The 24,522-nt window shown below is 67.1% G+C and carries 30 protein-coding genes; 6 read left to right on the top strand and 24 right to left on the bottom strand.

Annotated features, from left to right (window positions below; genetic code table 11):
- Positions 1–60 precede the first annotated feature (60 nt).
- The 4 genes from ACFVAJ_RS18690 to trxB form a co-directional block, all read right to left on the bottom strand.
- Entirely contained in the window at positions 61–912 is an 852-nt protein-coding gene (locus ACFVAJ_RS18690) for a hypothetical protein (RefSeq protein WP_376946855.1), read from the bottom strand.
- Positions 913–988: 76 nt separating this feature from the next.
- Entirely contained in the window at positions 989–1,774 is a 786-nt protein-coding gene (locus tag ACFVAJ_RS18685; RefSeq protein WP_376946853.1) for a hypothetical protein, read from the bottom strand.
- Positions 1,771–1,989 carry a DUF3039 domain-containing protein gene (locus ACFVAJ_RS18680; protein WP_376946851.1) on the bottom strand — a complete coding sequence of 73 codons (219 nt, stop codon included), beginning with the start codon at positions 1,987–1,989 and terminating at the stop codon, positions 1,771–1,773. The genes ACFVAJ_RS18685 and ACFVAJ_RS18680 overlap by 4 nt, the downstream gene beginning before the upstream one ends.
- A gap of 425 nt (positions 1,990–2,414) precedes the next feature.
- The gene (trxB, locus tag ACFVAJ_RS18675) at positions 2,415–3,335 is read right to left on the bottom strand and encodes a thioredoxin-disulfide reductase (RefSeq protein WP_376946849.1); all 921 of its coding nucleotides are present in this window, start codon (positions 3,333–3,335) and stop codon (positions 2,415–2,417) included.
- Positions 3,336–3,446: 111 nt separating this feature from the next.
- Here trxB and ACFVAJ_RS18670 point away from each other — a divergent pair, with 111 nt between their 5' ends.
- The 3 genes from ACFVAJ_RS18670 to ACFVAJ_RS18660 are packed head-to-tail and all read left to right on the top strand — an operon-like array spanning position 3,447 to position 4,479.
- Entirely contained in the window at positions 3,447–3,782 is a 336-nt protein-coding gene (locus ACFVAJ_RS18670) for a hypothetical protein (RefSeq protein ID WP_376946847.1), read from the top strand.
- A complete protein-coding gene (locus ACFVAJ_RS18665; RefSeq protein WP_376946845.1) occupies positions 3,779–4,102 on the top strand; it encodes a hypothetical protein in 324 nt (107 codons plus the stop codon). The genes ACFVAJ_RS18670 and ACFVAJ_RS18665 overlap by 4 nt, the downstream gene beginning before the upstream one ends.
- 38 nt (positions 4,103–4,140) lie before the next feature.
- Entirely contained in the window at positions 4,141–4,479 is a 339-nt protein-coding gene (locus tag ACFVAJ_RS18660; protein WP_376946843.1) for a hypothetical protein, read from the top strand.
- Here ACFVAJ_RS18660 and ACFVAJ_RS18655 read toward each other — a convergent pair.
- The 14 genes from ACFVAJ_RS18655 to ACFVAJ_RS18590 form a co-directional block, all read right to left on the bottom strand.
- Positions 4,476–6,272 carry a putative Ig domain-containing protein gene (locus ACFVAJ_RS18655; RefSeq protein WP_376946841.1) on the bottom strand — a complete coding sequence of 599 codons (1,797 nt, stop codon included), beginning with the start codon at positions 6,270–6,272 and terminating at the stop codon, positions 4,476–4,478. The two genes, ACFVAJ_RS18660 and ACFVAJ_RS18655, sit on opposite strands and share 4 nt — an antisense overlap.
- Positions 6,273–6,331: 59 nt before the next feature.
- Positions 6,332–6,586, bottom strand: coding sequence for a hypothetical protein (locus tag ACFVAJ_RS18650; RefSeq protein WP_376946839.1), 255 nt, complete (start codon positions 6,584–6,586; stop codon positions 6,332–6,334).
- Positions 6,587–6,629: 43 nt separating this feature from the next.
- On the bottom strand, positions 6,630–7,193 hold the full coding sequence (locus tag ACFVAJ_RS18645) for a hypothetical protein (protein ID WP_376946838.1): 564 nt from the start codon (positions 7,191–7,193) through the stop codon (positions 6,630–6,632).
- A 38-nt stretch (positions 7,194–7,231) separates the two neighbouring features.
- Positions 7,232–7,636: a hypothetical protein gene (locus ACFVAJ_RS18640; RefSeq protein WP_376946836.1), complete on the bottom strand. Its 405-nt coding sequence runs from the start codon at positions 7,634–7,636 to the stop codon at positions 7,232–7,234.
- A 124-nt stretch (positions 7,637–7,760) separates the two neighbouring features.
- Positions 7,761–8,567 (bottom strand): hypothetical protein, encoded by an 807-nt coding sequence (locus ACFVAJ_RS18635; protein ID WP_376946834.1) that lies wholly within the window; start codon positions 8,565–8,567, stop codon positions 7,761–7,763.
- 51 nt (positions 8,568–8,618) lie between these two features.
- Positions 8,619–9,548 (bottom strand): DUF1524 domain-containing protein, encoded by a 930-nt coding sequence (locus ACFVAJ_RS18630; protein WP_376946832.1) that lies wholly within the window; start codon positions 9,546–9,548, stop codon positions 8,619–8,621.
- Between the two features lie 29 nt (positions 9,549–9,577).
- On the bottom strand, positions 9,578–9,871 hold the full coding sequence (locus tag ACFVAJ_RS18625) for a hypothetical protein (protein ID WP_376946830.1): 294 nt from the start codon (positions 9,869–9,871) through the stop codon (positions 9,578–9,580).
- A 74-nt stretch (positions 9,872–9,945) separates the two neighbouring features.
- The gene (locus ACFVAJ_RS18620) at positions 9,946–10,437 is read right to left on the bottom strand and encodes a hypothetical protein (protein WP_376946828.1); all 492 of its coding nucleotides are present in this window, start codon (positions 10,435–10,437) and stop codon (positions 9,946–9,948) included.
- Positions 10,438–10,624: 187 nt separating this feature from the next.
- On the bottom strand, positions 10,625–11,116 hold the full coding sequence (locus ACFVAJ_RS18615; protein ID WP_376946826.1) for a hypothetical protein: 492 nt from the start codon (positions 11,114–11,116) through the stop codon (positions 10,625–10,627).
- 80 nt (positions 11,117–11,196) lie between these two features.
- Entirely contained in the window at positions 11,197–11,814 is a 618-nt protein-coding gene (locus ACFVAJ_RS18610; protein WP_376946824.1) for a ribonuclease HI, read from the bottom strand.
- 97 nt (positions 11,815–11,911) lie between these two features.
- The gene (locus tag ACFVAJ_RS18605; protein ID WP_376947069.1) at positions 11,912–13,081 is read right to left on the bottom strand and encodes an ABC transporter permease; all 1,170 of its coding nucleotides are present in this window, start codon (positions 13,079–13,081) and stop codon (positions 11,912–11,914) included.
- A 2-nt stretch (positions 13,082–13,083) separates the two neighbouring features.
- On the bottom strand, positions 13,084–13,728 hold the full coding sequence (locus ACFVAJ_RS18600; RefSeq protein WP_376946822.1) for an ABC transporter ATP-binding protein: 645 nt from the start codon (positions 13,726–13,728) through the stop codon (positions 13,084–13,086).
- Positions 13,725–14,819, bottom strand: a complete 1,095-nt coding sequence (locus ACFVAJ_RS18595; protein ID WP_376946820.1) for a peptidoglycan-binding protein — start codon at positions 14,817–14,819, stop codon at positions 13,725–13,727. Before ACFVAJ_RS18595 ends, ACFVAJ_RS18600 begins: the two co-directional genes overlap by 4 nt.
- A gap of 29 nt (positions 14,820–14,848) precedes the next feature.
- Positions 14,849–15,379: a hypothetical protein gene (locus ACFVAJ_RS18590; RefSeq protein ID WP_376946818.1), complete on the bottom strand. Its 531-nt coding sequence runs from the start codon at positions 15,377–15,379 to the stop codon at positions 14,849–14,851.
- Between the two features lie 219 nt (positions 15,380–15,598).
- On the opposite strand from ACFVAJ_RS18590, the gene ACFVAJ_RS18585 reads away from it, so the two are divergent.
- Entirely contained in the window at positions 15,599–15,943 is a 345-nt protein-coding gene (locus ACFVAJ_RS18585) for a hypothetical protein (RefSeq protein WP_376946816.1), read from the top strand.
- A gap of 111 nt (positions 15,944–16,054) precedes the next feature.
- Complete coding sequence (locus ACFVAJ_RS18580) at positions 16,055–16,399, top strand: hypothetical protein (RefSeq protein WP_376946814.1); 345 nt, start codon at positions 16,055–16,057, stop codon at positions 16,397–16,399.
- Positions 16,400–16,445: 46 nt separating this feature from the next.
- On the opposite strand, the gene ACFVAJ_RS18575 is transcribed toward ACFVAJ_RS18580, so the two are convergent.
- Positions 16,446–17,438 (bottom strand): helicase associated domain-containing protein, encoded by a 993-nt coding sequence (locus tag ACFVAJ_RS18575; RefSeq protein WP_376946812.1) that lies wholly within the window; start codon positions 17,436–17,438, stop codon positions 16,446–16,448.
- Between the two features lie 87 nt (positions 17,439–17,525).
- Positions 17,526–19,448 (bottom strand): BRCT domain-containing protein, encoded by a 1,923-nt coding sequence (locus tag ACFVAJ_RS18570; RefSeq protein WP_376946810.1) that lies wholly within the window; start codon positions 19,446–19,448, stop codon positions 17,526–17,528.
- A 119-nt stretch (positions 19,449–19,567) separates the two neighbouring features.
- Between ACFVAJ_RS18570 and ACFVAJ_RS18565 the strand changes: the two genes are divergently transcribed.
- Positions 19,568–22,687 carry a hypothetical protein gene (locus ACFVAJ_RS18565; protein ID WP_376946808.1) on the top strand — a complete coding sequence of 1,040 codons (3,120 nt, stop codon included), beginning with the start codon at positions 19,568–19,570 and terminating at the stop codon, positions 22,685–22,687.
- Positions 22,688–22,700: 13 nt separating this feature from the next.
- Here the strand turns inward: ACFVAJ_RS18565 and ACFVAJ_RS18560 are convergent, their stop codons facing one another.
- The 4 genes from ACFVAJ_RS18560 to ACFVAJ_RS18545 are packed head-to-tail and all read right to left on the bottom strand — an operon-like array spanning position 22,701 to position 24,517.
- Positions 22,701–22,889, bottom strand: a complete 189-nt coding sequence (locus ACFVAJ_RS18560) for a hypothetical protein (RefSeq protein WP_376946806.1) — start codon at positions 22,887–22,889, stop codon at positions 22,701–22,703.
- Between the two features lie 51 nt (positions 22,890–22,940).
- A complete protein-coding gene (locus tag ACFVAJ_RS18555) occupies positions 22,941–23,573 on the bottom strand; it encodes a hypothetical protein (protein ID WP_376946804.1) in 633 nt (210 codons plus the stop codon).
- A complete protein-coding gene (locus ACFVAJ_RS18550) occupies positions 23,570–24,163 on the bottom strand; it encodes a YgjV family protein (protein ID WP_376946802.1) in 594 nt (197 codons plus the stop codon). Before ACFVAJ_RS18550 ends, ACFVAJ_RS18555 begins: the two co-directional genes overlap by 4 nt.
- A gap of 48 nt (positions 24,164–24,211) precedes the next feature.
- Entirely contained in the window at positions 24,212–24,517 is a 306-nt protein-coding gene (locus tag ACFVAJ_RS18545) for a hypothetical protein (RefSeq protein WP_376946800.1), read from the bottom strand.
- Positions 24,518–24,522 lie beyond the last annotated feature (5 nt).

Genomic DNA, 24,522 nt, shown 5'->3' with positions numbered 1-24,522 from the left:
TGTGCGGCTGGAAACGCAGAACGCCCCAGCACACCGTCGTGCTGGGGCGTTCGTCCTGCGTCAGTAGGAGACGTCTGGCTGGTTCCCGGGCGACCACGGGTTCTTCGTGATGTAGTAGCCGGCGACGTTCACCCGCCCGTAGCCTGCGGTGATCATCCATTCGATGTCGGAGCCGTCGCCGTCGTAGTCCTCGAATTCGTCGTCGCCGTCGTCATGATGGAGGGTCCAGACGTTCTCCGCCGGGGTGCCGGCGGGGATCTCGCTGAGGAGCTCGTACCGGACCATGTCGCCGTGCTCGTTGGTGGCAGGCTCGAATTCCTCCTCCCACCTGCGGGTGGAGTACACGCCGTCCCAGCGGACTCCGTTCCCATTCACCCATCGGAGAAGGTCGACGGAGAACTCCCCGGATCCGTCGAGCGCGTTGTAGACGTAGTCCGCTTCGTCGGAGGCGACGATCTCGCGCGCCAGGGCGGCCGGTTCGGTTTCGGTGACTGGGAAGGTGACGGTGAAGGTCTGGTTGTCCCACTCGTCACCGGTCATGGTGATGTTCTTCGAGGTGAGGAACTCGTCGATGACGGACCGGTTCTCGAGCAGCCACCGCAGGGTGCGCTGGACGTCGGTGTCCCTGTTGGCGTAGTTCGCTTCAGCGGCCATCGCGATGAAGTCGATCTCGTTCCAGGTGACCTTTCCCCTGCCGTCGTCGGCAGTGATCTCGGAAGCGCACAGCATCCCTCTGGCGAGCTGCATGGGTGATGACGCGACAACTGGGCCGCTGCCCTTGGCGAACTTGAACTGGTTGTTGTGGGAGGCGATGCTGACGTCGGCGGGGGTCTGCAGCTTCTCGCCGAACTCACCGTCGGTGCGGCGCGCTTGGTTCTTCCAGCCGTCGTGGCCGTTGTTGGTGTTGGTCATGAGGTCCTTCGTGTGCGGCGCGGAAACGATAACAGGCCGCCTCCGGTTGGAGGCGGCCTGTCAGGTCAGTGCGCGATCAGCGGTTGCACGCCCAACGCCACTTCCCGTCGTGGAAGAGCGGGAACATCTCACGGCCGCGGCAGGGGCCGCACTCTTCGTCGGTCGGCCTCGGGCCGAGACCCGGGTACGACGGGGCCGCGGGTGCGGGAGCCGGGCTCTCAGCGGCCGGACCGGAGGGCGACTCGTCCGACCAGTCGTCGGAGTCGTCCTCCCACGATGCTGCCTCCTCAGCGGCGATCCGGGCTGCCTCCTCGGCTGCAGCCTGCTCAGCTGCGATCCGTGCGGCCTCCTCAGCGGCGGCCTTCCGGGCTGCGGTCAGCAGGGTGGACACATTGCTGCCCTCCGCCTCGATCGCTGCGGTCTGCGAGGTGAGCGCGTCGGCCGATGCGCCCTGGTCGGCTGCTTCGAGCAGCTTCGTCCGGGCGTCGGTGAGTGTGGCCAGCTGGTCGGCGGGCAGCTCGTCCGATGCGTCGTCGAGGATCACCTTCGCGGTGTCCGCTGCCGATCGGGCGAGGGCGGCTGCTGCCGTTGCGCGGAAGGCGGGGATGTCTGCGTCGACGGAGCCGATGCCGACGCGGCCGGCGTTCTCCTGGATCGCGAGCTCACGGGCTGCGAACTCCCCCGCCTGCGCGGACTCGGCGATGGTCGTGCCGCCGATCGTGGCGGCGAGGACGATGACGGCAGTCACCGCGAAGGCGCGGAAAAGCTTCCCTCTGCGCGGTGCGGCGACGGTCACCTCGTTCGCGGCGAGGAACGCGGGGACGTCGTTCGTCAGGATGTAGTCGGACTGTCGGTCGGTCACTTCGGCAACTCCTTGTGGATTTCGGTACAGGTCGGGCAGACGGGGTAGTCCTTTAGCTCTCGGACGGGGCGATCCTTCTTCCCGCACAGGGCGGTGATCTCCTTGCCTTCAAGCCATGCGGCGTCGATGTCGGCGCGGTCGAAGAAATGGGCGAAGCGATCGTGGTCACCCTGGTCGGTGGTGACGATCTCCTTCTCGAGTACTTCCTGGGCCATAGGGCTCCCTTCCGCCGACTACATGCGCGGAGCGTCGCGTTTCCGAGCTCGCAGCTTCGACTGCCGCGACGATCTGACGTCTTGTCGGCAGCTGATCGCCGCCGTCGTACCCGCCGACGTTGAGGATCAGCGAAGCGTGGAGGGTCAGCGTGGGAATCAGCTCGAACTCCGCTGCGGAGTGCCACGCGTCGTACGTCTGGAACAACCACGCCTCGAGCACAGCCCGGCGCCCGTCGTCGGGCGCGCGCCCGGAGGCGTCCGCGCAGCCGAGCAGGAGCCGGTCGAGCTCCACGAGCGCGGGTATGTCACCGAACCAATCCGCTGCCCCTTCGATGGGGACAGGGGCGGCAGTGAACCGTCCGGTGAGCGTGTTCCTGACGGGAATCCGAGGGCGTCGCCGCGGGGCCCGGTTCCGAAGCGTCACGTCAGCGGGCGGCCAGGTACCGTTCCGCGTCGAGCGCTGCCGCGGCTCCGGAGCCGGCGGCGGTGATCGCCTGACGGTAGTCCGGGTCGATGACGTCGCCGGCGGCGAACACTCCGGGGATGTTCGTTTTCGACGACCGGCCACGAACCGCGATCGTCCCCTCGGCGGTCAGGTCCAGCACGCCCTTCACGAGGTCGGTGCGCGGGGTGTTCCCGATCGCGATGAACAGTCCGTCGAGCTCGAGTTCGCGGGTGCTGCCGTCAAGACTGTCGGTGAGGGTGACCGATTCGACCTTCTTCTCGCCGTGGATCTCGGTGACCTGCTGATCCCAGAGGAACTCGATCTTCGGGTCTTCGAACGCGCGTTGCTGCATCACCTTCGACGCGTTCAAGGTCTTGGAGCGGTGGATGACGTACACCTTGTCCGCGAACCGGGTCATGAAGGTCGCCTCCTCCATCGCGGAGTCCCCTCCACCGACGACGGCGACGGTCTTCCCTCGGAAGAAGAACCCGTCACAGGTCGCGCACCACGAAACCCCGGCGCCCGACAGGCGGTCTTCGCCGGGAACGCCGAGGCGGCGGTACTCGGCGCCGGTGGCGATGATCACCGATCGAGTCTCTTCGACGTAGTCGGTGCCGAGGTGGACTCTCTTCACGTCACCGTCGAGCTCGACCTTCACGACGTCCTCGTAGCGGACCTCGGTGCCGAACCGTTCCGCCTGGATCTGCATCGCCCGCATCAGCTCAGGCCCCTGGACGCCGATGTCGAACCCCGGATAATTTTCAACTTCCGTGGTCTTCATGAGGTCCCCGCCGGCTTCGTTCAGCGAGGTGAACAGCAGCGGCTCCAGTTGTGCCCGGGCGGCGTAGATGGCGGCGGTGTATCCGGCCGGGCCGGATCCGATGATGATGACGTTGCGCAATGCAGGGCTTCCGTTTCAGAGTGCTGGATCTGTCGCGGTTCCTTCCGCGGCCACCCGGAAGGCATGCGGCGACCTTCCCGCGCATGTACGTGGTGCCAGAAAGGGGCACCCATGCTCGTCGTCACTCTCCTCATCGTGTTCGCCGGTGCCCTTGCGGCCGCTTTCGTGGTGATCGGCTGGCACGCGAACACGAATGGGCTGAAGGGGCGCGGGAAGCGTGCCGCCGAGTGGTTCCTCAACGTCACCGCACCGCCTGCAGCGCCCGTCATGTCGGACGCCGAGCTGGAGGAGCTCCTCCGGGAGGGGAACTGCGAAGTCGAGGAGCCTGAGTGGGTGCCCGCAGTGCAGCACCGGGTGAACGCGATCGTGAACTCGCCCGCGATCCGGGATGTCCGCCGGACGACCTCGCGGGCTGCGCTCGCCCTCGTCGACGGGGTCCGCCGTTGAGCGGGCCGCAGGTCACCACGGTGCTCGCTGAGGACCGGATGCGCGAGCTCGGGTTCACCGATCATCGCGAGACGCACTGGTATCTCTGCCGCCGGGTCGGTGACGCCACCACGTTGAACGTCTCGATCTCGAAGGCGAACGGCAGCTGGACTGAGGACGTCCTCGATGAGTACTTCGGTCAGCCTGCGTACTACGGGCGGATGCGCTCCCCGTACCGCGAGCAGGTCATCGCGAAGGTGAACGCCGAGATCGAACTCCTCCGCGATGCAGGGCTTGACGTGCGCATCGACCACCGCCTGTATGGAGTCGAGGAGAACTAGATCTCCGCACCGGCTCCGGCGCGGCTAGGCTCGCGCTCGTGGGATCGGTCACTTCGCTGGACGGGCGCTCCGCGGGCGCGGTCGCCGCTGCTCTGTTCGAGTGCGAGAACGTCGCCGTCCTTCAGGTGTCCGCGCTCCCCTGCCATCATCGCGACGAAACCCATGACGGTCTTCGCGCGGCTTCTGGAACGTACGAGCTGATCGCGTACCGGTGCGGGTTCCGGTGGTGGGCGCGACGGTTCGCGATCTTCGAGCTGCCGGCCGGCGCCCTGGCTGGGTTCGACGTCGCCGGCGCCGCACCGGTGGACGTCACAGGTCACGACGGCGCCGCAGCGACCGTCGCGGATGCCCTCGCGGACCTCCTCGAGCTCGGCTAGCTGTCCGGCTTGTCCCGGCGGAGGAACGCGGCGGCCGCGGCGAATGCGACACCGGCGGCGAACAGCCACACCCCGTCGATCGTGAACCCGGGCTCCTGCTTGACGGCGGTTGGCTGCGTCATCGGCGGTGCCGGCACCAGTTCTACGACCGCTTCGGCGTCGTCGGCGTACCTGGTGATCTCGTCAAGCACGGCCGGCTTCGGCGGGAGCGAAGTCGGGTCTCCTGGGTTCACCGGGCCCGGCTCATCCGGCACGTCCGGCCGTTCCGGCTCCTCGGTGTAGATCCCGGAGATCAGCCCGTCACGGTCGACATCGACCCACACCGTTGCGGTGACTGGCTCCCCGAGGGCAACAGCCTCCGCGGTGAACCGGTGCATGCCCGCGTTGAGCGCTCCGGTGGGAACCTCCTGGGCGATGTCCCCGGTGTCGGGAACGGTGATCTCGAGCACCGCCTTCCCGTCCGCTGCGATCGTGAACACGGTGCCCAGGTCGAGGAACGAACCGGACACCTGGAAGCTGGCGTCTGCGGTTGCCGTGCCGACCGTGAAGAGCGGCTCGAGCGTGACGAGGCCTGCCGGGTTCACCGTCACGATGAACTCCTGCGCGGTGCTCCCCCGCCGGTTCGACGCGACCACCGTGAACCGATGCTCGCCCGTGACGTCGAACGTGCCGGTGATCGTTCCGGCGTCCTGGTCGAACCGGGCACCGTCCGGGAGGAGCCCCTGAACGGCGTACTCGGCGGCGTCCGTAGCGGACAACGTGACCGTGAACTCCTCGCCGGCACGGGTAACGACCGTGTCCTCGGTGACCCACACCGGGGCTGGCAGCGGGTCCTGCACAGGGCTGTCCGTCGACACCTCGGCGATCTGCCCTGCGGTGTCGATCGAGTAGAACAGGGCCCACGACACCGGGGTGCCGTCCGCGGCGGCCGCCGTGAACGCTGCCCTGTACGCGCCGGCCCCGGGGGTCGGGACGGGAACCGAGGCGTTCAACGTGCCGAGCTCGTCGACGGTGACGTCGATCGAGGCGACCTCGCGGCCGTCCTGGTCGGTGACAGTGACCGCGGATGCGCCTGGGGTGAGCCCGGCGCCGTGGAACACGAACGACTGCCCGGCTGCAGGGGCGCCGGCGGTGAGGGTCGGAGCGGTGAAACGAGGCGTCCAGTCGAAGCGGATCACGAACCGTTTCGTGCTGCTCCCGCCCGCGTTGATCGCGGTGATGACGACCTCGAGTTCGGGCGTGCCAGGGGCTGCGGTTCCGGTGGCGCGGCAGTCGGCCGTGAACGTGAACCCGGCCGGCAGGGTCGACGACAGCACGCAGGTGTCCGCGCCGAAGACGAGGAACTGCACGTCGACAGGGTCGTACCCGGAGACGGTCACCGTCTCACCGTTCTGCCAGACCGGCGGCTGCGGGAGCACGGTGAAGGCGAACAACCGCACCTCCGCGCTGCCTGACGGGGAGAGCGCTGAGACCTGGAACGTGACGTCGGACGTGATCGTCCCGATAATCCGCTGCCCGTCGAACACGAGGCCGTCCGGGAGGCCGCTCACGAGGATCGACGACGCACCGGTGACCGGCACAGCCCACGAGACGGTGTCGCCGGCACGGAACGTCATGCCAGCGGGTTCACCCCACACGATCGCCGTCTCATCAGGTGCCTGTGATTCCGGTGCCGGAGGCTCAGTCGCGGGCGGCAGCTCTGCAGCGGACGCTGCGGCCGCCGGAGCGAACGCGAACGTGGACGCGGTCAGCAGCGCGGTGATCGTGGTGACAGCGCGGCGGTCCTGGCGCATGCGGCTCCTTCGTGCGAGGTTCCACCGATACATGCGCGGAACCTCGGCGGCCGCGAAGGTCAGGCGGCGAACGCCTGCACAGCGCTCCGGCCGGCATCGGTCGGGATGACCGCGTTCCCGGCGCCCGCGAAGTCGACGAACCCGTCGTTGAGGAGGGTGCCGAGGATGCGACGCTCGTCCCCAGCTCCGGAGGTGTCGAACTCGACCGGGTCGCCGCTCTGGTCGTACCGGTCGACGATCCTCGCGAGCAGGCGCACACGGCTGAGCGGTGCACGGTTCGCGCGGATGTGGGTGACGGTTGCGATCGAGGTCATCTCGGTCTCCTTCTCTGTTGCAGCATCCATGCGCGGGGAACGCTCACACCGAGCCGTTGCCGGGCTCCGAAACGGCATCGTCAGGGTGGACGGGCCCGAACACCGACCGCCACGGCCCAGTGAGGTGGTCGTAGTCCGCCTGCCCGAAACCGGGCGCCTTCCCGATGTGCGACCGCGACGCCACCGCCTCAGCGGCATCCGCCGCGGCGAGCAGCGCGAACGCACGATGCTGCAGGTCGGCACGGTTCGCGTCTCGAGTGACGACCCGCACACGGGACTCGTACAGCGCGCGGGCTTCATCGGATGCGGTGCTGTGCACGCGGACGGCGGCGAGGTCTCGGACGCCTCGAAGCGTCCGTTCTCGGGCGTGCATCCGCCCGTTCACGTTGATCCGGTTGATCTCGTCGGACAGCTTCCGCTGCTGGTCACCGGTGGTCTTGTCGAACACGGCGAAGATCTCGATCACCCGGTCGTACGCTTCCGCGTCGACAGCCGCGTGGGAGACAGTGAGCGTTGTCTCGGCTGGGGTGGGCGTGTGCGCGGCGAACCGGCCAGGGTTCGGGCCGGTGCCGGCACGGCGGATCTTCGTCTTGTCGAACGTCGTCATGCACACATTCGTGTGCGGCCGGCGGGCGCCGGCGAATGTCAGCGGCCGCCGCGCATCTTCTTCACGGTGTCGGCGACGATGACGAATGCGAGCTCGTTGACGATGTCGGCGTCGTCGGAGTCTTCGTCGAGCTCGAGCTCGGCGAACTCGGCGAACCGGGGGTGCCCGGAGCACGCAGACCCAAGCAGCTGACGCTGCTGGTCGGCTTCCCCGATCCCGGTCGCATGTAGCCAGTCGAACCCGTCGAACAGTTCGGGGTTCGCATCGGCTGACGAGTCGATGATGCCGTGCTCCTTGACGACGCGTGTGAACAGGTCGACGTCTTCGATCTCAACCGCCGAGACCGTCTGATCGGCCACCCACGCCGCTGAGCGCTCGTCGGCTTCCGCGTAATACGCCGGGTCGTGCGGCCAGGTGCCGGGCTCGCGGGTGTCGGTGCTCACCGGGCCAGCATAGAGCGGCGCGATCTCCGGCGGGGATTGCTCCCGGCCGGCGAACTGGCCGCCGCGGTCGTGAAGGTTGCCGTGATCGTCAGTGGAGAAGCTCATGCCTCGTTGGGTGTGCGGCTCAGCCGTGGACTCCGCAGTTGAACCCGCCGCGCAGTGACCAGGAGCAATAGAACGGGTTCACGTCCGGTGCATCGACGTCGGGGACGTCCACGCTGCCGCCGCCACCGCCAGTGCCGCCATCGGCCGGAACCGGGACGTACGCTTCCTGCTGAAGGTCGATCAGGACTGTGCTGATTGCGTCAGCGACCAGCATTTCGGAGTACTCGACACCGAGGCATCCGAGCTCGAAGACGATCTGCTTGGTGACGGTTCCGTCTGTGCCGTAGAGGTCGTACCAGCTGGCGCCCATGGAATCCCGGTCGGCGACGATGTCGTGGCCGTTCGCGGCCAGCCAGTCGCGGATGCCCGGCTTCAGCGCGTTCGCCGCGTCCCTCGCATTCGCATCCGGGTCGGGGATGATCGGGCAGGTTCCGACCTGCTGCGGGGTGGCCGGTGCGGTGACCAGTTCTCCGGCCTCCAACGCCTGAAAGCTTTCGAACATGGCAGCGCTGATCACCGGCGGGTAGTAGGGGTCCTCCGGGTCGCACTCCAGCATGCCGAGAAGCTCAGCAGACACTTCGTCGTTCGACATGTCGAAACGTTCGCTGAATCGGTCATCAGGGACTGCTTCGTACTTCACGAGGTACGCGTCGAGGTAGGGCCGGGCTGCTGCGACCCTAGCTTCCCTGTCGTCGTCGACGGTTTCAAGGACGCATCCGGCGTACGGGTCAGACGCACTCGAGCATCCGGTGAGCCCAACAGCCAGCAGAGCGCCGGTGACGACAATCGTCGCTGCCCCTATCCGCAATTCCAGTCCCCGCTCCATGTCGACAATGGGATACACCGTATCCGGGCGCGACGACATTCTGAAGCTCACCTACTCGCAGGCGACGCCGTCACCGTCACGGTCGAGCTTCCGGGTGTATCCCGGGTCGCCGGTGCGAATCGGCGCGGCGCCAGCCGCTCGGACGGCGTCGCAGTTCGCGTAGAACACTGCGCCTTGCTCAGTCGCGGGCTGCTCGACGACAGCGGGCGGCTGCGTTTCCACTGGCACCGGGGTTCCCGGGTCCACGGTGGCCGGGCTGCAGTCGGCGAGGATGCGAAGCATCGCGTCCTTCTCAGGCTGGGTGACCCAGAGGCGGTACTTCGCCTTCACCTGCACCTGCGCGGCGACGTACTCGCACCGGTACCCGCGCTGCGGCGGCAGCCAGGTGGCGGCGTCACCGTCGGACTTCTGCCCGTTCGTGGGACCGTCGACGGCGATGAGGTTCATCGGGTCGTTCGCCAGCTCGACACGCTGCTCGGCGGTCAGCTGCTGCGCGCCGGTCTGCCATGCGTTCGACAGGGCGACGCGGTGGTCGATCTGCACCGCCATGGAGGTGTCGTTCCCGCGGACGAAGCCGATCGTCTTCCCGGTGTACGGGTCGTGGATCGTGCCGGAGAGCACCTTGCACGGGCCAGAGGTGATTTCGTCGGCCATGTCGCGGGCGAGGATGTCGTTCCTCGCGTCGCAGCCGTTCCGGTCGGGGTCCTTCCACCCGTTCCCGAACTGGTCGCGGGAGTACCCGGTCTTCGGGGCGCGACCCTTCACCGGGAGGGTGTTGAGGAGGTCGACGACGCTGCTGGCCGCGGCATTCTCGGTCGCGGAAGGTGTGGGCGCAGCGGTCGTGGCCGGGGCAGGGCTCGTCGCGTCGACGGTGGATGCCGGGGTCGGCTCGGGTCGGGTGGCGCCGGTGGCGGCGCTCACGCATCCGGTGAGCGCGAGGACAGTGAGAGCGGCGGCGAGGAGTGGGTAGGTCTTCTTCACGGCACGCTCATGCGCGGAGTTCCGCGGATTCAGATGATCGCCCGCTCGACTCGCATGTCGTAGGACCACTCCTGATACCGGACGACGAACTCTCGGCCGAACAGATCCTCGAGCGACGCGCAGAACTCCGGGTCTTCGAGCGGCACCCCGAGGCTTTCACGGGTGGACTCGACGTTGCTGAACACGGCGTCGGAGAGGTCGAACACCTTCTTCTTCACCGGAGAGGTGAACGGGCCGAAGAGCGACTCGATGATGGAGTACAGCTTCCCCCGACGCGGTTCGGTGGCAGGGGCAACGACAGGGGCAGTGGCGGTGGTGCTCATCGAATCCATTCTTCGTCCAGTGGTGGTGTTTCCCCGCATCGGGGGCGGTCAACCGTCAAGCAGCAGTTGATGGTTCAGAGTTCGAGCGGGCCGTCCACGCTCTGGACTCGCGGTGTGCCGGCCGCGGTGATTGACGGGACCTGGAGCGCGGTCGCGATGTCTTCACGCCTGAGGGGGATGTCGAGGATACGGATGTCGTAGCTGCGGCGAAGGGATTCGATCACCACACGGCACCCAGCTGCGCCGTCGCGGGCGTTGTCGGAATCCCACGCTGCGGAGAGCGAGACGCCGTCCTCGTCGGAGGCGAACAGGAGGCGGACGGCGAACTCGTCGTCCTTGAAGGGCGGGAACGACACTGGGGTCTGCATCTCGGTGCGGAAGGACTCGTACACCTGGTCGAGCGGGATCGGCAGCTGGATCACCTTCAGGGCGTCGTAGTCGTACCGATGTGCGGCGGATCCCAGCGCTCGATCCCAGCCGTAGCGGTTCTCCATGATCATCGCGCTGTCCCACGCATCGATCAGCCGGAACGGGTGCTGCTCCTTCGGCGTTGCCGCCCAGATCATGTATGCCGTTTCCTCGGCCATACCAGGTCTCCATCGGTCGGTGTTCGCCCGGTGCGGGCGATTCTTCGAGAGGACCATGCGCGGGTCAGCGCCCTGTGCGCTCGAGCTGGCGCGCGAAGCGTGAACAGCCCCGGCCGCATCCGTTTGCTGGTGGAGTGCGGCCGGGGCTGTCAGATCATCGGTGCCCTTACGTCATGGAGACGGAGACCCGGCCTGCGATGAGCTTCGGCGGGCTGAACGTCTCGAGCAGCGCGTCGTAGTCCAGTTCGACCTTCACGACCCGGACGTTGTCGGCGCCGTACCCGTCGACGGCTTTCGCGAGGGTGGCTTCCCACTCCTCGATGTTCTCGAGTGCGCTGCCGGAGTCCCATGCGTCCTGGATCCAGACGCCGCCGTCCTCCTTGGCCCAGATCGTCCAGACCTCGAAGCCTTCGAGGGTGACGTCGCTGGTGTCGGCGGGCGTGGTGTTGAACGCCTCGGTGACGACGTCGAAGTCGATCGAGGTGGAGACAAAGTGGGTGTTGTCGCGGCCGTTCGACTTGCGGGCGCTCTCAACGAGCTCGTCCCAGCCGGACCTGTTGCTCGAGGTCATGTCGTCGTCGAAGGCGCCGACGAGCCAGGCGACGGAGTCGATGCCGTCTTCCTTGGCCCAGACCATCCAGATGTTCATCGAAGCCACGAGGGTCTCCTTCGTCATGCCGTTGTCGGCGGGGTTCTTGTCGAGCCCACCATGCGCGGGGACGCTACCGATTCTGCCGTTCAGGCGACGAGCTCGTATCCGAGGTCGGTGTGGAGGCTCTTCGCGATGAGGTCGCGGTACCGCTGCAGCTGCGGGCGGATCTTCCGGACCCCGTCGTAGTCGACGGCGTTGCGGCGGGCGCACATCTCGACGTTCGCGAGACGGTCGGCGGCGTTGTTCAGCTGGTGGTCGGCGTGACCGCGGACCCAGCGGATCTCGACGTCGCGGCCGGCGGATGCGGTGATGACGCGGGTTGCGAGCCGGACGGCGCGGTTCCGCTTCGGTGCTTTGGCGCCGCCGGCGACCTGCGCGATCGCGGAGATCGCGAGTCGGCAGTCGGTGAGGATGACGGCTCGTTCTGCTCGGGCGGCCGAGAGGTACTCGACGGCTTCCGCGAGGGCGGTGAGTTCGGCGATGACGGAGTCGCCGTTGCGAACTTCACCGGTGCGGTACCGGCCTCTCTCGCTGATCCAGGCGTAGGCGCCGTGACCGGTGCGGTGGTCGAAGCTGCCGTCCGCGGCGATCGTGAGCGGTGCGACGGTGTCGTCGAGCTCGGCGCCGAGGTGGATGTTCAGGACGTGGGTGTGCAGCGGCATGCCGTACTTCCGCTTCGCGGGAACCGTCTTGGTCTTCTTCACGAAGACGACATGCGCGGGCTCTCGCGGGAGCAGGCCTCATGCGCTCAGTTGGCACTCAACTAACACCCAATTTGCTCCCAAGTAACGCCCAGATTGCTCAGGCGACCCGGAGTTCCGAGATCGGCTCCCGCCGTGACGCGACGAACGCGGGGATGAGGCTGGCAGCGACTCCGACGAGCACGGCGAGGACGGCGACACCGGCCATGAACGCCGCTCCTGGGAGCGGGTCACCGGTCGCGAGGAGCACCCCGGCTGCGACGCCCGTGCCGAGCGTGGCGCCGAGCGCGGCGAGGAACGCGGTCTGAGTGAGGAGGAGCCCGATGATGAGGTTCTGGCTGGCGCCGAGCGCTCGGCGGCGGCCGTAGTCCTTCCGGCGCATCATCACGAACCCGTACAGGATCGCTGCGGTCAGTGCTGCGGTCAGCGCGAGCACTCCGAGTGTGATGCCGCGGCCGGCGGATCCGAGCTGACCTTCGATGATCGCGCGGAGCTTCGCGAGGTCTTCGCTGGTCTGCACGCTGACCTTCGACGGGTCGGCGGCCTGCAGCACGCTTTCGACGGCGGCGGACACTGGTGCGACGAGGTCCGGTCGTTCAGCGATCACGACCACCGTGCCGACAGGGTCGCCAGCAGCGTCGGATGCCTGCGGGGCGATCAGCATCGGCTCGAGGAACGCCAAGTGCGACGGGACGTTCGCCCTGCCGGCAACCGCGTATCCGGTGCCGTTCGCGGTGCTGATCCCGCCGACCGGGTCTGTGAGGCCGAGCTGGGTGAGCGCCTCACCGCTGGCGTAGGCGACGTCGCCGGCGCCGGGGAGATCGGCTGGGATGCCGAACTCTGCCCAGGAGTCACCGTACGCGAGCCTGAACGGCACCTTCGTCCCGCCGGGGAACGCGGCGTTACGGACGTCGACAGCGGGGCCGAACCCTGCAGCCCATTCGATCTCGTCGATCGTTGAGATCCGAGCCATCACGTCGCTCGTCACCCCTGAACCCGGCTCAGCGCGGACGATGATCGAACGGGTTCCCGCCGAGTCGATCGACCCGATCACGGCCTGCTCGGCGGCGACGGTCCGACCGGAGGTGAGGAGGACAGCGGCGCACATGCCGGCGATCATGACGACAGTGAGGATGGAAGCGACCGGGGTGGCGGCCGCTGACCGGATCGCTTCGCGGAGCACCGCGCGGGTGCGCACACTTGATCGGGTCGGGGCGGCGGGCGGCTTTGCCGGCGAAGCCGCCTCGGTGTCGCGTGCCTCTTCGGTCATCGTCACAGTTCGATCCTCCGGTCGCAGCGGGCGACGAGCGCCGGGTCGTGGGTGACGACGATCACCGCGGCACCCCTGGCGGCCTGCTGGTGCAGTGCATTCACGACGACGTCGGACGATTCCGGGTCGAGGTTTCCGGTGGGTTCGTCGGCGAGCAGCACCTGAGGGTCGCCGAGGAGGGCCCGGCACATCGCGATGCGTTGCGCTTGCCCGCCGGACACCTGTCCGGGCTTCGCGTTCGCGCGGAGACTCACCCCGAACTGTTCGAGAAGCTCTTCCGCCCGGCCGGTCGAAGCCTTCCGGTCGCCGCCGCGGTACAGCACCGTCTCGAGGACGTTGTCGAGCACGGTGCGGGACTGGTCGAGCGCGGCGTCCTGGAACACGAACCCGAAATTGTGCGCGCGAAGGTGCGCTCGAGCGCCGTCCGTGAGGCCGTGCACCGGGACGCCGTCGAGTCGAACCTCGCCAGCGCGGGGCTTCAGCATCAACCCGAGCAGATACAGCAAGGTCGATTTCCCGCGGCCTGATGGCCCGGTGACTCCGACCACCTCACCTGCACGGAACGACGCTGACCACTCTTCGACGAGAGGGGTGGCGGCGTCGTACCGGAACGTGAGGCCGGCAGCTTCGAGGCGGGGTGCGGTCACTGCTTCGCTGCCGTGGCCGACGGGATTCGAACCTTGAGGCCCGCGTCCGCGCCTTCGATGATCGACATGCCTCGAGCGGACGCGATGACGGTCACGTCGTGCGACTTCCCGGCGCTGTCGACGACGGTGACGCGGCCGTCCGCGCTCGACAGGAGCGACGCGGACGGGGCGAGCACCCCGGCGGTGACCGTCTGGGTGATGATCTCCGACGGCCAGAGGTTCTCTCCGGTGACGGGGACTTCGCCGCACTCCTTCCCGCAGATCGAACCGCCGTCCGTGCCGGTGAGGATGATGTCGATCTGGTCGTTGTTCTCTGTCGACGGGCGCTGCCCGGCCACGAGGGCGGTCCAGCTGCCGGTGTCGGTGCTGATCACGACCTCGGTGTCAGCGACGATCGCGGCCGCCTGCTCAGCGGTGACGGGGATCGTGAACGTCGGCTCCGGGTTCAGGCCGGACAGCACCTCTTCGCCGCCGTCGAGCGAAGCACCGCGGTACACCTTCTCGGTGTCGAGCGCGACTCGCGACGGGAGCTTCGTGATGAACAGGATGTCGCCTGCCTGCACGACACCGTCGTCCTCGAGGCCGAGGGAGTCCTGCCAGTCGCGAACCGCGTCCTCGGTCTCCCATCCGAACTCGCCGTCCTGTTCGCCCGCGTAGAACCCGAGAGCGGCGAGGAACGCTTGAAGCTGGCGGACGTCGGCACCTTCGGATTCCCGGGACAGCGAACGGAACGCCGGGGTGGCGCCTTCTGCAGCGACCACAGGGCGGAGGTTCACCTCGTAGAGAACCGTCCCAGCCTTCACCTCGGCGCCCGGTTCGACCTTCACTGCGGTCACCGTCCCGGACGCCTGGTTCGTGCCTGCCGGTGAGGCATCCCACTTGCTGACGGCGTTCAAGTTGATCGACGAGCCGACCTCACCGTCGACGAGCTCGACGAGGGTGAACGGGGTCTCGGCGAGGACATCCTGTGGAGGCTGGAAGACGACGCTTCCAGCCCACCCAGCCCCGGCACCGACCGCGACAAGGCATGCGCCGACAGCAGCGCGGCGCCACCAGACACCTGCATGGGCGTTGCGGGCAGGCTTGCTCAACGTCGTCTCCCTCATCGTGCGGTCGGTGGTTACAGCTGCCACGCAGGCGGCGGGCAAGCGATGAACGTCTCCTTGTAGACCTCTTCGTCCATCGTGTCGGGTCCAGCGCCGATCATCGCGAACCACTGCTTAGGCGTGCCGTACGTGTCGACGAACGTCTGCTCCGTCGGCGGTTCCGGCATCTGGTGTCCGCGGGCGACGAGGCATTCGCTGTTCTCGACCTCGGCGGCGTACAGGTCGCGGATCTCCTGGTCGGTGAGCGGGATGACTGGGTACGCGTCAGCGCACGTCACGTTGTCCTCGTTGAACTTCTCCATCTGTTCCGCCGGGATGTCGGAGACGTCAACGCCGCCATCCCACCCCACGACGAGGCCTTCCCAGCCGAGCTCGGTGAGGCAGCCGACCATCACTTCGGAGCGGTTGTCGTCAGCGGCCGGGGTGAACGCCATGCCGGCGTGGTCACCTCCGGTGCCGCCTGGCTGAGCGACGTCGGTGGCGGTGCACCCGGCAAGCAGGAGCGCTGCGGGGAGCAGCAGGAGGAGCTTCGTGGAGGTCTTCATCGAACCGTTTCTGTTGGCTTGCACAGCAAGCATTGGCGGGTGATGCGTTGCGTCTTCCTCGTGGAGACGCCCGATTTCCGAACGTATCCGAAACCATGCATGCGCGGAGAAATCCATATGCGCGACTCGGAATCTGATCTCAGAATCTTTTTCCAAACGGTCCCGGAACCCCAGTAACTTCCGAATCGGCTCACAGGGAGCCAACGGAAGGAACCAAGGATGAAAAGGAAGCTCTCGGCGGCACTCGGTGCCGCCGCGCTCGCTGCGGCACTCGTCGCCGGGTCCGCAGCGCCGGCAATGGCCGCGACGGCGCCGCACGGTGCTCGCACCTGCCCTGGCGGTGCCGCAGGCGGCCAGACGGTGGCGATCCACTCGACGGTGACGAACAACACCGGCCTGCCCACGATCCACCAGTGGGCGAAGACGGCGACCGCGGGGAAGGTCTCGGCGCCGTACCAGTACGGCAGCGGCTACAAGCGGTCGCTGACCCTCCTGAACTCCGCGAACTGGTGGGCGAACACCCAGGGCACCTGGACGGTGTACCCGTACACCACCTGCATTTAGCAGGCACACGAACCGGACCCGGGGTGGGATCAGCACCCCGGGTCCGGGCGCACACCAACAACTCTGCAACATCTCAACTAATTTCGCGCCTCTGGCGTCCGAAAGGGAACAATGAACAAGCGGATCTCGGCTGCACTCGGTGCCGCCGCACTCGTCGTCGCACTCGTCGCCGGGGCAGCATCGCCCGCGATGGCAGCAGCGGACTACTCGGGCAACAGGTCCTGCCCGGGCGCAGCAACCGTCGTGAAGATTAACGCGACGGTCACCGGTACGAACGCGGTCAACACGCTGCTGCTGTGGAACAGCAACCTCCAGACCGGCACCAAGAGTGGGTCGCAGGTCTTCTACGGGCCCGGGTACAAGGGTCTGACCACCGCGAGCTCGAACGTGCGGTGGGAGGTGACGACCGTCAACGGCGGCGGCTACTCGGGCACACCGTACGCCAGCTGCCTCTAGTAGGCAACCGAAAAGCCCGGGACGGATCACTCCGTCCCGGGCTTTTTCATGCCTGCGATGCGGCTCGCCGCACCCAATCCCATCCCGGCTTGGTTTCCAGTTCCGCGACCCGGTCTGGATTGAGTTGGTGGAGACGATGAAGCCGGCGCTGCCTCGCTGCCCACTGGCCGAGCAGGTAGCCGTCAGGGGCGACGTGCGTACTGATCACCCGCGCGGTTCCGTGGACGGCGAGGTGATGGTCGAGGCGATGCACCGCAGCGCGCCACCTGCCGTCACGGGAGGCAGTCCACAGCCAGCCAGGCCGTGAGGCGAGCTCAACGGCCCGGACCGGGTGCAGGAGGCCCGCCCTCTGGCGCTCCCGCTGCACCGCAGCCCACCGGCCAAGCGTGAAGCCGTCCGAGTGGATGTATCGGTTGCCCACCCAGGCTGTGCCGTGCTCCGCCACATGCTCGTCGAGGCGCGCCAGCGCCTTCCTCCACGACATCGATGTCGGGACCCATCCGTTCCATGCCCATCCGGATCGTGCTTCGAGGCTGGCGATCCGCTCCGGGCTGATGTTCCGCGTACCGCTCCAGTAGTTGCGGCGCTGGTCGTTCGCCCACTGCCCGAGCCGGTATCCGTCCTGGCAGACCAGAAGCGTCGGCACCCATGCGGTGCCGTTCTCGGCGGAGAACGCGTCAAGGTGCGCGATCGCGTTCGCCCATCGGTCGGCGTCAGGGTCCCATGACCAGCCTGCGCGCAGTTCGAGTGTCGCGGCCTTCTCGGGGGCGAGAGTGTCGATGCGGTACGACCGTCGCTGGTATCGCACCCAGCTGCCGAGTTCCATCCCGTCGGGCTCTTTGTGCTGAAGCGGGACGAGGGCGTTCCCCGTTCGGTCGATGTACTGGTCGAGCCGGTCGAGTTTCACCAGCCACTTTTCGTCGCGCAGGGTGACGGGGAGTGCGAACGTCGTCGGGGTTGGTGCGTATGCGGCTGTGGAGTTCTTCACGGCTCGCACATGCGCGGAAACGACCGCGAAGTGCGCGATTCTGGCCGCCACGGGGAGAGCAGAGCTTCGGCTGGAAGCAGCGAAGCCCGGCGCCGCACAGTTCGTGTCAGCGCCGGGCTTCTGTCGGCCATCCCCCGATCAGGTCTGGTCGACGATCTCCTCGAACTCCCCGCCGGTCATCACCTGGATGCCGAGCTGGTTCGCCTTCGCGAGCTTCGAGCCTGCGTTGTCCCCGGCGATCAGGATGTCAGTGTTCTTCGACACGCCGGACTGGACGTTCGCACCGAGACGCTTCGCTTCCGCCGCGGCCGCGGTGCGGGACAGCGACGGGAACGTGCCGGTGAGGACGACCGACTTCCCGGTGAGCAGGTTCTCGGTCGAAGTGACCTCCGCGACGCGAGGGATGACCCCTCGGGCGGTGAGCGCCTTCGCGAGCTCGGCGACCTTGTGCTGGTTCGCGATGAACGCAGCCGTCTTGATCGGGCCGAACTTCGACAGGCCCTCCAGCTCCGCCTCGGGAGCGGCGGCGATCGCTTCGAGCGTGCCGAACTGGTCGACGAGGACACCGCCGGAGGTCTTCGCCATGCGAGGGAGGCCGAGCGACGCGAACCACTCGACGGCGGTGGCGCCGCGGACAGCGTCGGCGATCGCGGCGACGACCGCCTTGCCGGAGCCTTCACCTTCGCCAGGGAACTGGGCGACGTCCTGCACGGTGACGTCCAGCATGTCCGGCAGCGAGTGGACGACGCCGCCGTCGATGAGCTTCTTCACGACGGACTCAGCGACACCCTTCACGCCGATCGTCGCGAGCCCGTACACGATCTGCTGCACCGGGTCGCGGTACCCGTCGACGATGAGGTTCACCCCGTCGCGGATCACCGGGTAGATGACCCCGTCAGCAGTCCACTCCTCCGGCAGGACGACCGGGTCGGCGCCACGCGGCGCCGTGTGGTCGCGGCCGAGGATGTACGGAATCACCTCACCGGAACGCTTCATCAGGAGGGTGTCCCCGACGCGGGGGTCGAGCTCTTCCAGCTTCTCCGCGTTGTGGCCGGTCGACTTCGTGTTCGTCCACCCGGGAACGTCCGGGGCGGTGTAGTTGATGACCGGGGTGAGCTTCCCGGTGCGGCCGATCTGCCACTCGACGCCCGTGACGGTGACCTTGTGCTCCGGGGAAGGATGCTTGACCGCGACCGCCCACTTCGGGGTGCTCGAACCCTCTCCGAGCAGGCGGCGCTCGACGCGGTCTTCGACCTTGATGACGACGCCGTCGGTCTGAAAGTCCAGCTCGTCTCGGAGTGCGTCGACCTTCTCCACCTCGGCGAGCAGATCGCGGGCGACGAGACCGGCGCTGCGAGCGACCTTGCCGGCGACGCGGGCGCCGAAGTGGTACCACGCGACCTTGAACCCCCAGTGGGAGAGCCGCTTGTTGTCGACGATGTCGCTGTCGTGGATGATGACGGAAAGGTGCTCCGCCTCGATGCCGTGCTGACGGCGGAGGATGCCGGCGGCAGCGTTGCGCGGGTTCGAGTACTTCCCGTCGAGCTCGGCGTTCAACTTCGCGAACGTCGAGATCGCGAACATCGCCTCCGCCTTCAGGATCAGCTTCGGAGGCGCACCGACGAGGGTGGTGGGAAGCGCGCCGGCTGCGGCGGCCAGGCCGATCGCGTAGTCGGCCGAGTCGCCGAACGTTCCGTTTCCTCGAGTGACAGCGGAGGTGAGCTTCCCGTCGATATAGGTGAGCGCGAGCGCTTGCCCGTCGTACTTCAGCTCGGCGACGTAGTTGAGCGCGTCGGTCTCGTACACCCACTTCGTGAGCGCTTCGTGGGCCTGCTCTTCCTCGCCGGGGTTGAGCTGGATCTTGTCCAGGCTCAGCATCCGTCGCTCATGCTTGATCTTGCCCTCGGGGACGTAGCCGTGGCCGACGGTCTGCTCGATGCCGGCAGCCGTGAGCTCGTCGGTGAGCGCGTCGAACTCGGCGTCGGACATGATCGCCTCGCCCTCGTAGTACGCGGTCGCGGCGGCATCTCGGAGGGAGATCAGGTCGGTCGTGTCAGTCAAGTTCAGCGCCTTTCATCGGTGTGGTTTTCACCTACAACATGCGCGGAGAAGGCGGTTCGAGGTGCCTTCCAATTGTCCCGCGGAGCTCGGACATTGCTTTCGCCGCATGTCTGACGGGCATGGCCAGAGCATCAGAAAGGCCTACGGGCCGGACCGGCATCAAGCGGACGATCTCCGCCTTCATCGGAATGATCGTCAGTGCGGCGATCGTCGGAGCCTCCGTCGGCCCGGCCGCCGCTGAAGACCTCCCCGAGTTCACCGGCAACCCAGCGGTTCCAGTTTCTGGAAGCCCGTGGGTCGGTCAGAACCTGACCGCAAGCCCAGCGGGGTGGGTGCCGACCCCGGTTGCCTACAGCTACCAGTGGCTTCGGGACAGCATCCCGATCCCCGGAGCCACCCTCCGAACGTTGAAGCTCTCGGCAGCTGACGTCGGCGCCGAGATCAAGGTCGAGGTGACGGGAACCAAGGTCGGTCTGAAGCCTCGCTCCGCGATCTCTGCTCCGACGATCCCGGCCGCCGCTCCGTTCTTCGCCGGGGATGACCTGCCGACGGTCTCCGGACTGCTCTCGGTGAACCAGACTCTTCAAGCAGACCCCGGGAATTGGACACCGCTCGCGTACTCGTACACGTACCAGTGGAACCGCGATGGAGTTGCGATCCCTGCCGCGACGAATCGTCGCTACGTCACGACAGCAGCTGACCGTGGGCACATCCTCACAGTCGACGTGACCGCCAACAGGACCGGGTACACGAGCCGAACATGGAAGACCGCGGAGTACCTCATCGAGGACTACCCGCCGATCATCGGCGGCGTCCTCCCGGTGGTTAGTGGAGAGGTCAAAGCAGGCCAGCAACTGAAGGTGACGATGGCGGCTGGGCTCACCCCGGTCCCGACCGGGTACACGTACCAGTGGAACGTCGACGGGCAAGCGGTAGCCGGCGCGACCGGGACCAGCTACAACATCCGCTCGTCGGACATCGGGACGATCATCACCGTCACAGTCACCGCAACACACCCCGACGCGCGACCCTATGTCGCGACCAGCGCACCTGCCGGCCCGGTCGCGGGGTTGTCTGAGTTCACCGGCGATGCGCTGCCCACCATTTCCGGTGTCCGAGCAACCGAGCAGCTGATCACAGCCACCAGCGGTGCAGGCTGGTCGCCAGCAGCAACGAAGATCACCTACCAATGGATTCGCGACGGTCAGCCGATCGTCGGGGCGACCGCGCGTACCTACACGCCGACCGCGGCGGACATCGGGACGAACACGGCCGTCTCGGTTACCTACGAGAAGGACGGATTCAACCCGCGTACCTGGGTGAGCTCCGACAGCATCATCACCGTGGACGCCCCAGAGTTCACCGGTGACGACTCTCCGGTGATCAAGGGGATTCGTCAGACCGGGCAGACGCTGACCGCCTCCCAGAACACCGGATGGCAGCCCACCCCGACCACCATCCGCTTCCAGTGGCTTCGCGACGGTCAGCTGATCGTCGGGGCGACCGCTGCGACCTTCCGACAGACTGCAGTCGATGTCGGCCACATGATCGACGTGCGGATCAACGGAACGAAGACCGGCTACCGTGAGCGTGCCTGGGTAACAGCAACCGACATCGAGACCGTCGGTCTCGACCAGTTCGCAGGTGAGGACCTCCCTCAGGTCACAGGTGAGCGACGGATCACGAAGACTTTGACGGTCACCCGGCCGACCTCTTGGTCTCCGCTGCCGGCAGCGGTGAAGTACCAGTGGCTTCGCGACGGTCAGCTGATCACCGGGGCTCGAGCGGCTACCTACACTCAGACTGTCGACGATGTCGGGCACGTCATCACCGTCGCAGTAACTGCGACGAAGGTCGGCGTCGCAGAGCGGACGTGGGAGTCGGCCGCCGCTGATGAGACACTCGGCGCGGCGTCCTTCACGGGCGACGATCCGGTGAAGCTTTCGGCGCCGCCTTTCGCAGGCGTGCCTGTCCGTGCCGTCAAGCCGGGCACGTGGTCGCCAGCTCCGACCACGTTCAAGTACCAGTGGTTCGCGGACGGCCAGCCGATCGCAGGGGCGATTCGTGACGCATACACCCCCACCGTGCAAGACATCGGGAAGGTGCTCACTGTCGCTGTCACCGGCTCGAAGGTCGGGTACCTGGATCGGATCTGGTCGAGCGGAAGCGGTGCAGACGCAACCGTGAAGGCTTCCAAGTTCATCTACTCGGGCGGGCCGAGCCTCACTGGGAAAGCGCAGGCGTCCTACACGCTGAACGTCACGGTTCCCGCGGGCGTGAAGCCGTCGCCATCTTCTTGGGGGTACCAGTGGTTCAGGGATGGCCAGCCGATCGACGGGGCAACGAAGAAGACCTACCTGCTCGCCGCCGCTGATGTCGGAACGATCATCAGCGTGAAGGTCACCGCGATCAAGTCGGGGTACGAGCCGGTGTCCTGGACTGTGAAGCTCGCGATCCCGATCGCGGACCTGTGGGACTTCGTCGGCGACGACCTCCCGTGGATCTCACTCGTCGATGGGGAGGACGACAGTCAGCAGTACGGAAACGGGAAGGACGAAACCGAGACCGGCAGCGGCGGAAAGTGGGAGAACGGGTCCTGGGTTCCCGGTTCCGGCAGCGGTTCCGGTGGGTCAGGTTCAGGGTCCGGGAGTGGCGGCGGTTCGAACAGCGACCCAGCGATCCCCGGAGCCGTGCTTGACCCGAACCTTGGGGTGAAGGGTGACTTCCAGGTCGGGTGGCGGATCTACGCTCGACCCGGCAACTGGACTCCACGGCCGACGAAGATGACGTACCAGTGGTACCGGGAAGGGGTGCCGATCGTCGGTGCGACGAGCACCTCGTACACCCCGACCGCGGAGGACCTCGGGAAGCAGCTTCAGGTCGCGATCACCGGCGTGAAGACCGGATACAAGCCGAAGACATGGGTGAGCGCGAAGACGCCGGCGATCAAGCCGATGCCGACCTTCGTCACCGAAAACCTACCGACCATCAAGGGTGACCTGATCGTCGGGGCGCGACTGACCGCAGCTCGTCCGGCAGGGGTGGCTCCGACTCCTTCGAAGGTGCAGTACCAGTGGCTACGGGATGGTCAGCCGATCGCCGGGAAGACAGCGGCTACTTATGCCCTCACTCCTGCCGATGTTGGGCACAAGATCAGCGTGAAGGCGACGATGGTGAGGACCGCGTATGTCGACAGGACTCTCGTGAGTGCGGAGACCGCCCCCGTTAAGGCGAAGTAGCGGGCCAGGCGCGTCAGCTCGGAACTCGGATGAAGCCGTAGAGCTCGTCGTCCGAGTCGCCTTGGATGACGCCTGATCCTTCGCAGTTCGGGCACGTCCCGGGCGAGGTGATGGACTCGTCGCTGCCGACAGGGATGTTCACCTGCCCGGTGCCTTCGCATTCGTTGCACTGGTACCAGTACTCGTCGTCATCGTCGTCCATGCCCACCATCATCTCTGATTGGCGAACCCAGGTGGAGAATGCCGGCGGCGGTCAGCTCCGCACGCCGTGACTGGCGAGAACGCTGCTGGCGACCGACGTGGCTGTAGCCCGGAAGTGCCAGTACTCGTCCGTCTCGAGCTCCGCCATGACGTTCGATGTGGTCGTCTCCACGATCCCGGCAGCATCGCCGACACCGTTGATGTTCACCGTCCAGACGAGCTTCACTTCAGACCAGGGCTGGTCACCGGAGAACTCTGCAGCGAGCTTGCCGCCGAACTCCCTCGTGAGGGCGTCCGCGACTTCCCGTTCGATGGTCTCCCGCTCCGCTGCTGTAAACCGGTCGGCTTCGCCGGCGAGACCATCCTCGGCCAGCTGCTGGGCGTATTCGATCGTGATGTTGCCCGCATCGTTCGCCACGACGAGCGTCGCCTGGTCGTTGTACGGCTCCTCCGGGTGAAGGAGTCCGAACTCCTCCGGCGCCACCGCGATGAAACCGCCGTCGACGAGCGTGAGGTAGTAGTTGTGCGCACGGTCGGAGCTCGGGGCCTCGACGACCTCGACGCCGTGCTGCTGACCTCCCCACGACCATGCTGGAGCTGCGACAAGGAACACCTCGGACGGGGTGATCTCGTTGGCGAACTGGCCGTTCGAGTGGCGGGTGCGGAAGGCGACGTCAGTGGTCATGCCGGCGTATGTGCGCGGCGAGCAGCTGGGTGCGCGCGGCGAGCCTGCCGGCGCCGCCACCGGTCGCGACCGATCCGGAACACAGCGGCCGCAGCGAGGATGCACCCGACCGTGTCGCCGAGCGCCGCCACCCAGGAACCGGCGGCGAGGTAGGTGGCTACCCAGAACCCGGTCCCGGCGACCGCTGATGCTTTCACGGCGAGCCGGTCGGGGAACGACTGCCCGATCGCGGTGATGGTGACGGACGCCACGGGGAACCACCAGGCGATCCCTGACGGTGCCCCGGCGGTCGCCACGTACACGCCGACGGCGACGGCTGCGAAGGTGACGCCGGTGAGGATCTGCTGCGCCCTGGTCATCCGGTCGGAGCCGAGGTGGACCATGTTCCTGATGACGGAGATCAGCCCGACCGCGGCGATCGCCCAGAGCCCAAGGCAGAGCAGCGAGAGGATCTGGAATGCGGCGCCGAGCGCTGATGCGGCGAGCGTTCGTGTGCGTGACTTCTGCCAGTGCCCGAACATCCGGATCGGGTAGCCGATGCCGGCGAACACCTGGCTGGTGATCCAGAGGGCTGAGCCGATCTCAGGCATGAACGACCGACGGTGCGTGTCTCATGCCTCGGAGGCATGCGGCGACGGTCAGCCGGCGGCTGCGATTCGGATGTCGGCTGCGCGTCGGATGCCGAGCGCCCGGTCGAGCTGAGAGGCGTCCTCGGTGAGCTTCTGCATGTTACCGGCCGTGATCGGTTCGACGAGGATCGCCTGGATGCGCCCGGCGGTCTCTGCCGCGCTGCGTCGGTTGTCGGGCTCGGTGAGCGAGGCGTACGCGGCGGCTTCCGCGCGGATCCGAAGCGCGAGCCGTTCGAAGGTCGAGGCGATCGCTTCCGCGGTGTCCGCCGCGTTCCGGGCACGGTCGGAGATCATCGTCTCGAGTGCGTCGTCCATGTTCG

The organism is Agromyces sp. NPDC057679 (assembly GCF_042799635.1).
GTDB lineage: Bacteria > Actinomycetota > Actinomycetes > Actinomycetales > Microbacteriaceae > Agromyces.
This window is presented reverse-complemented; position numbering and strand designations above follow the sequence as displayed.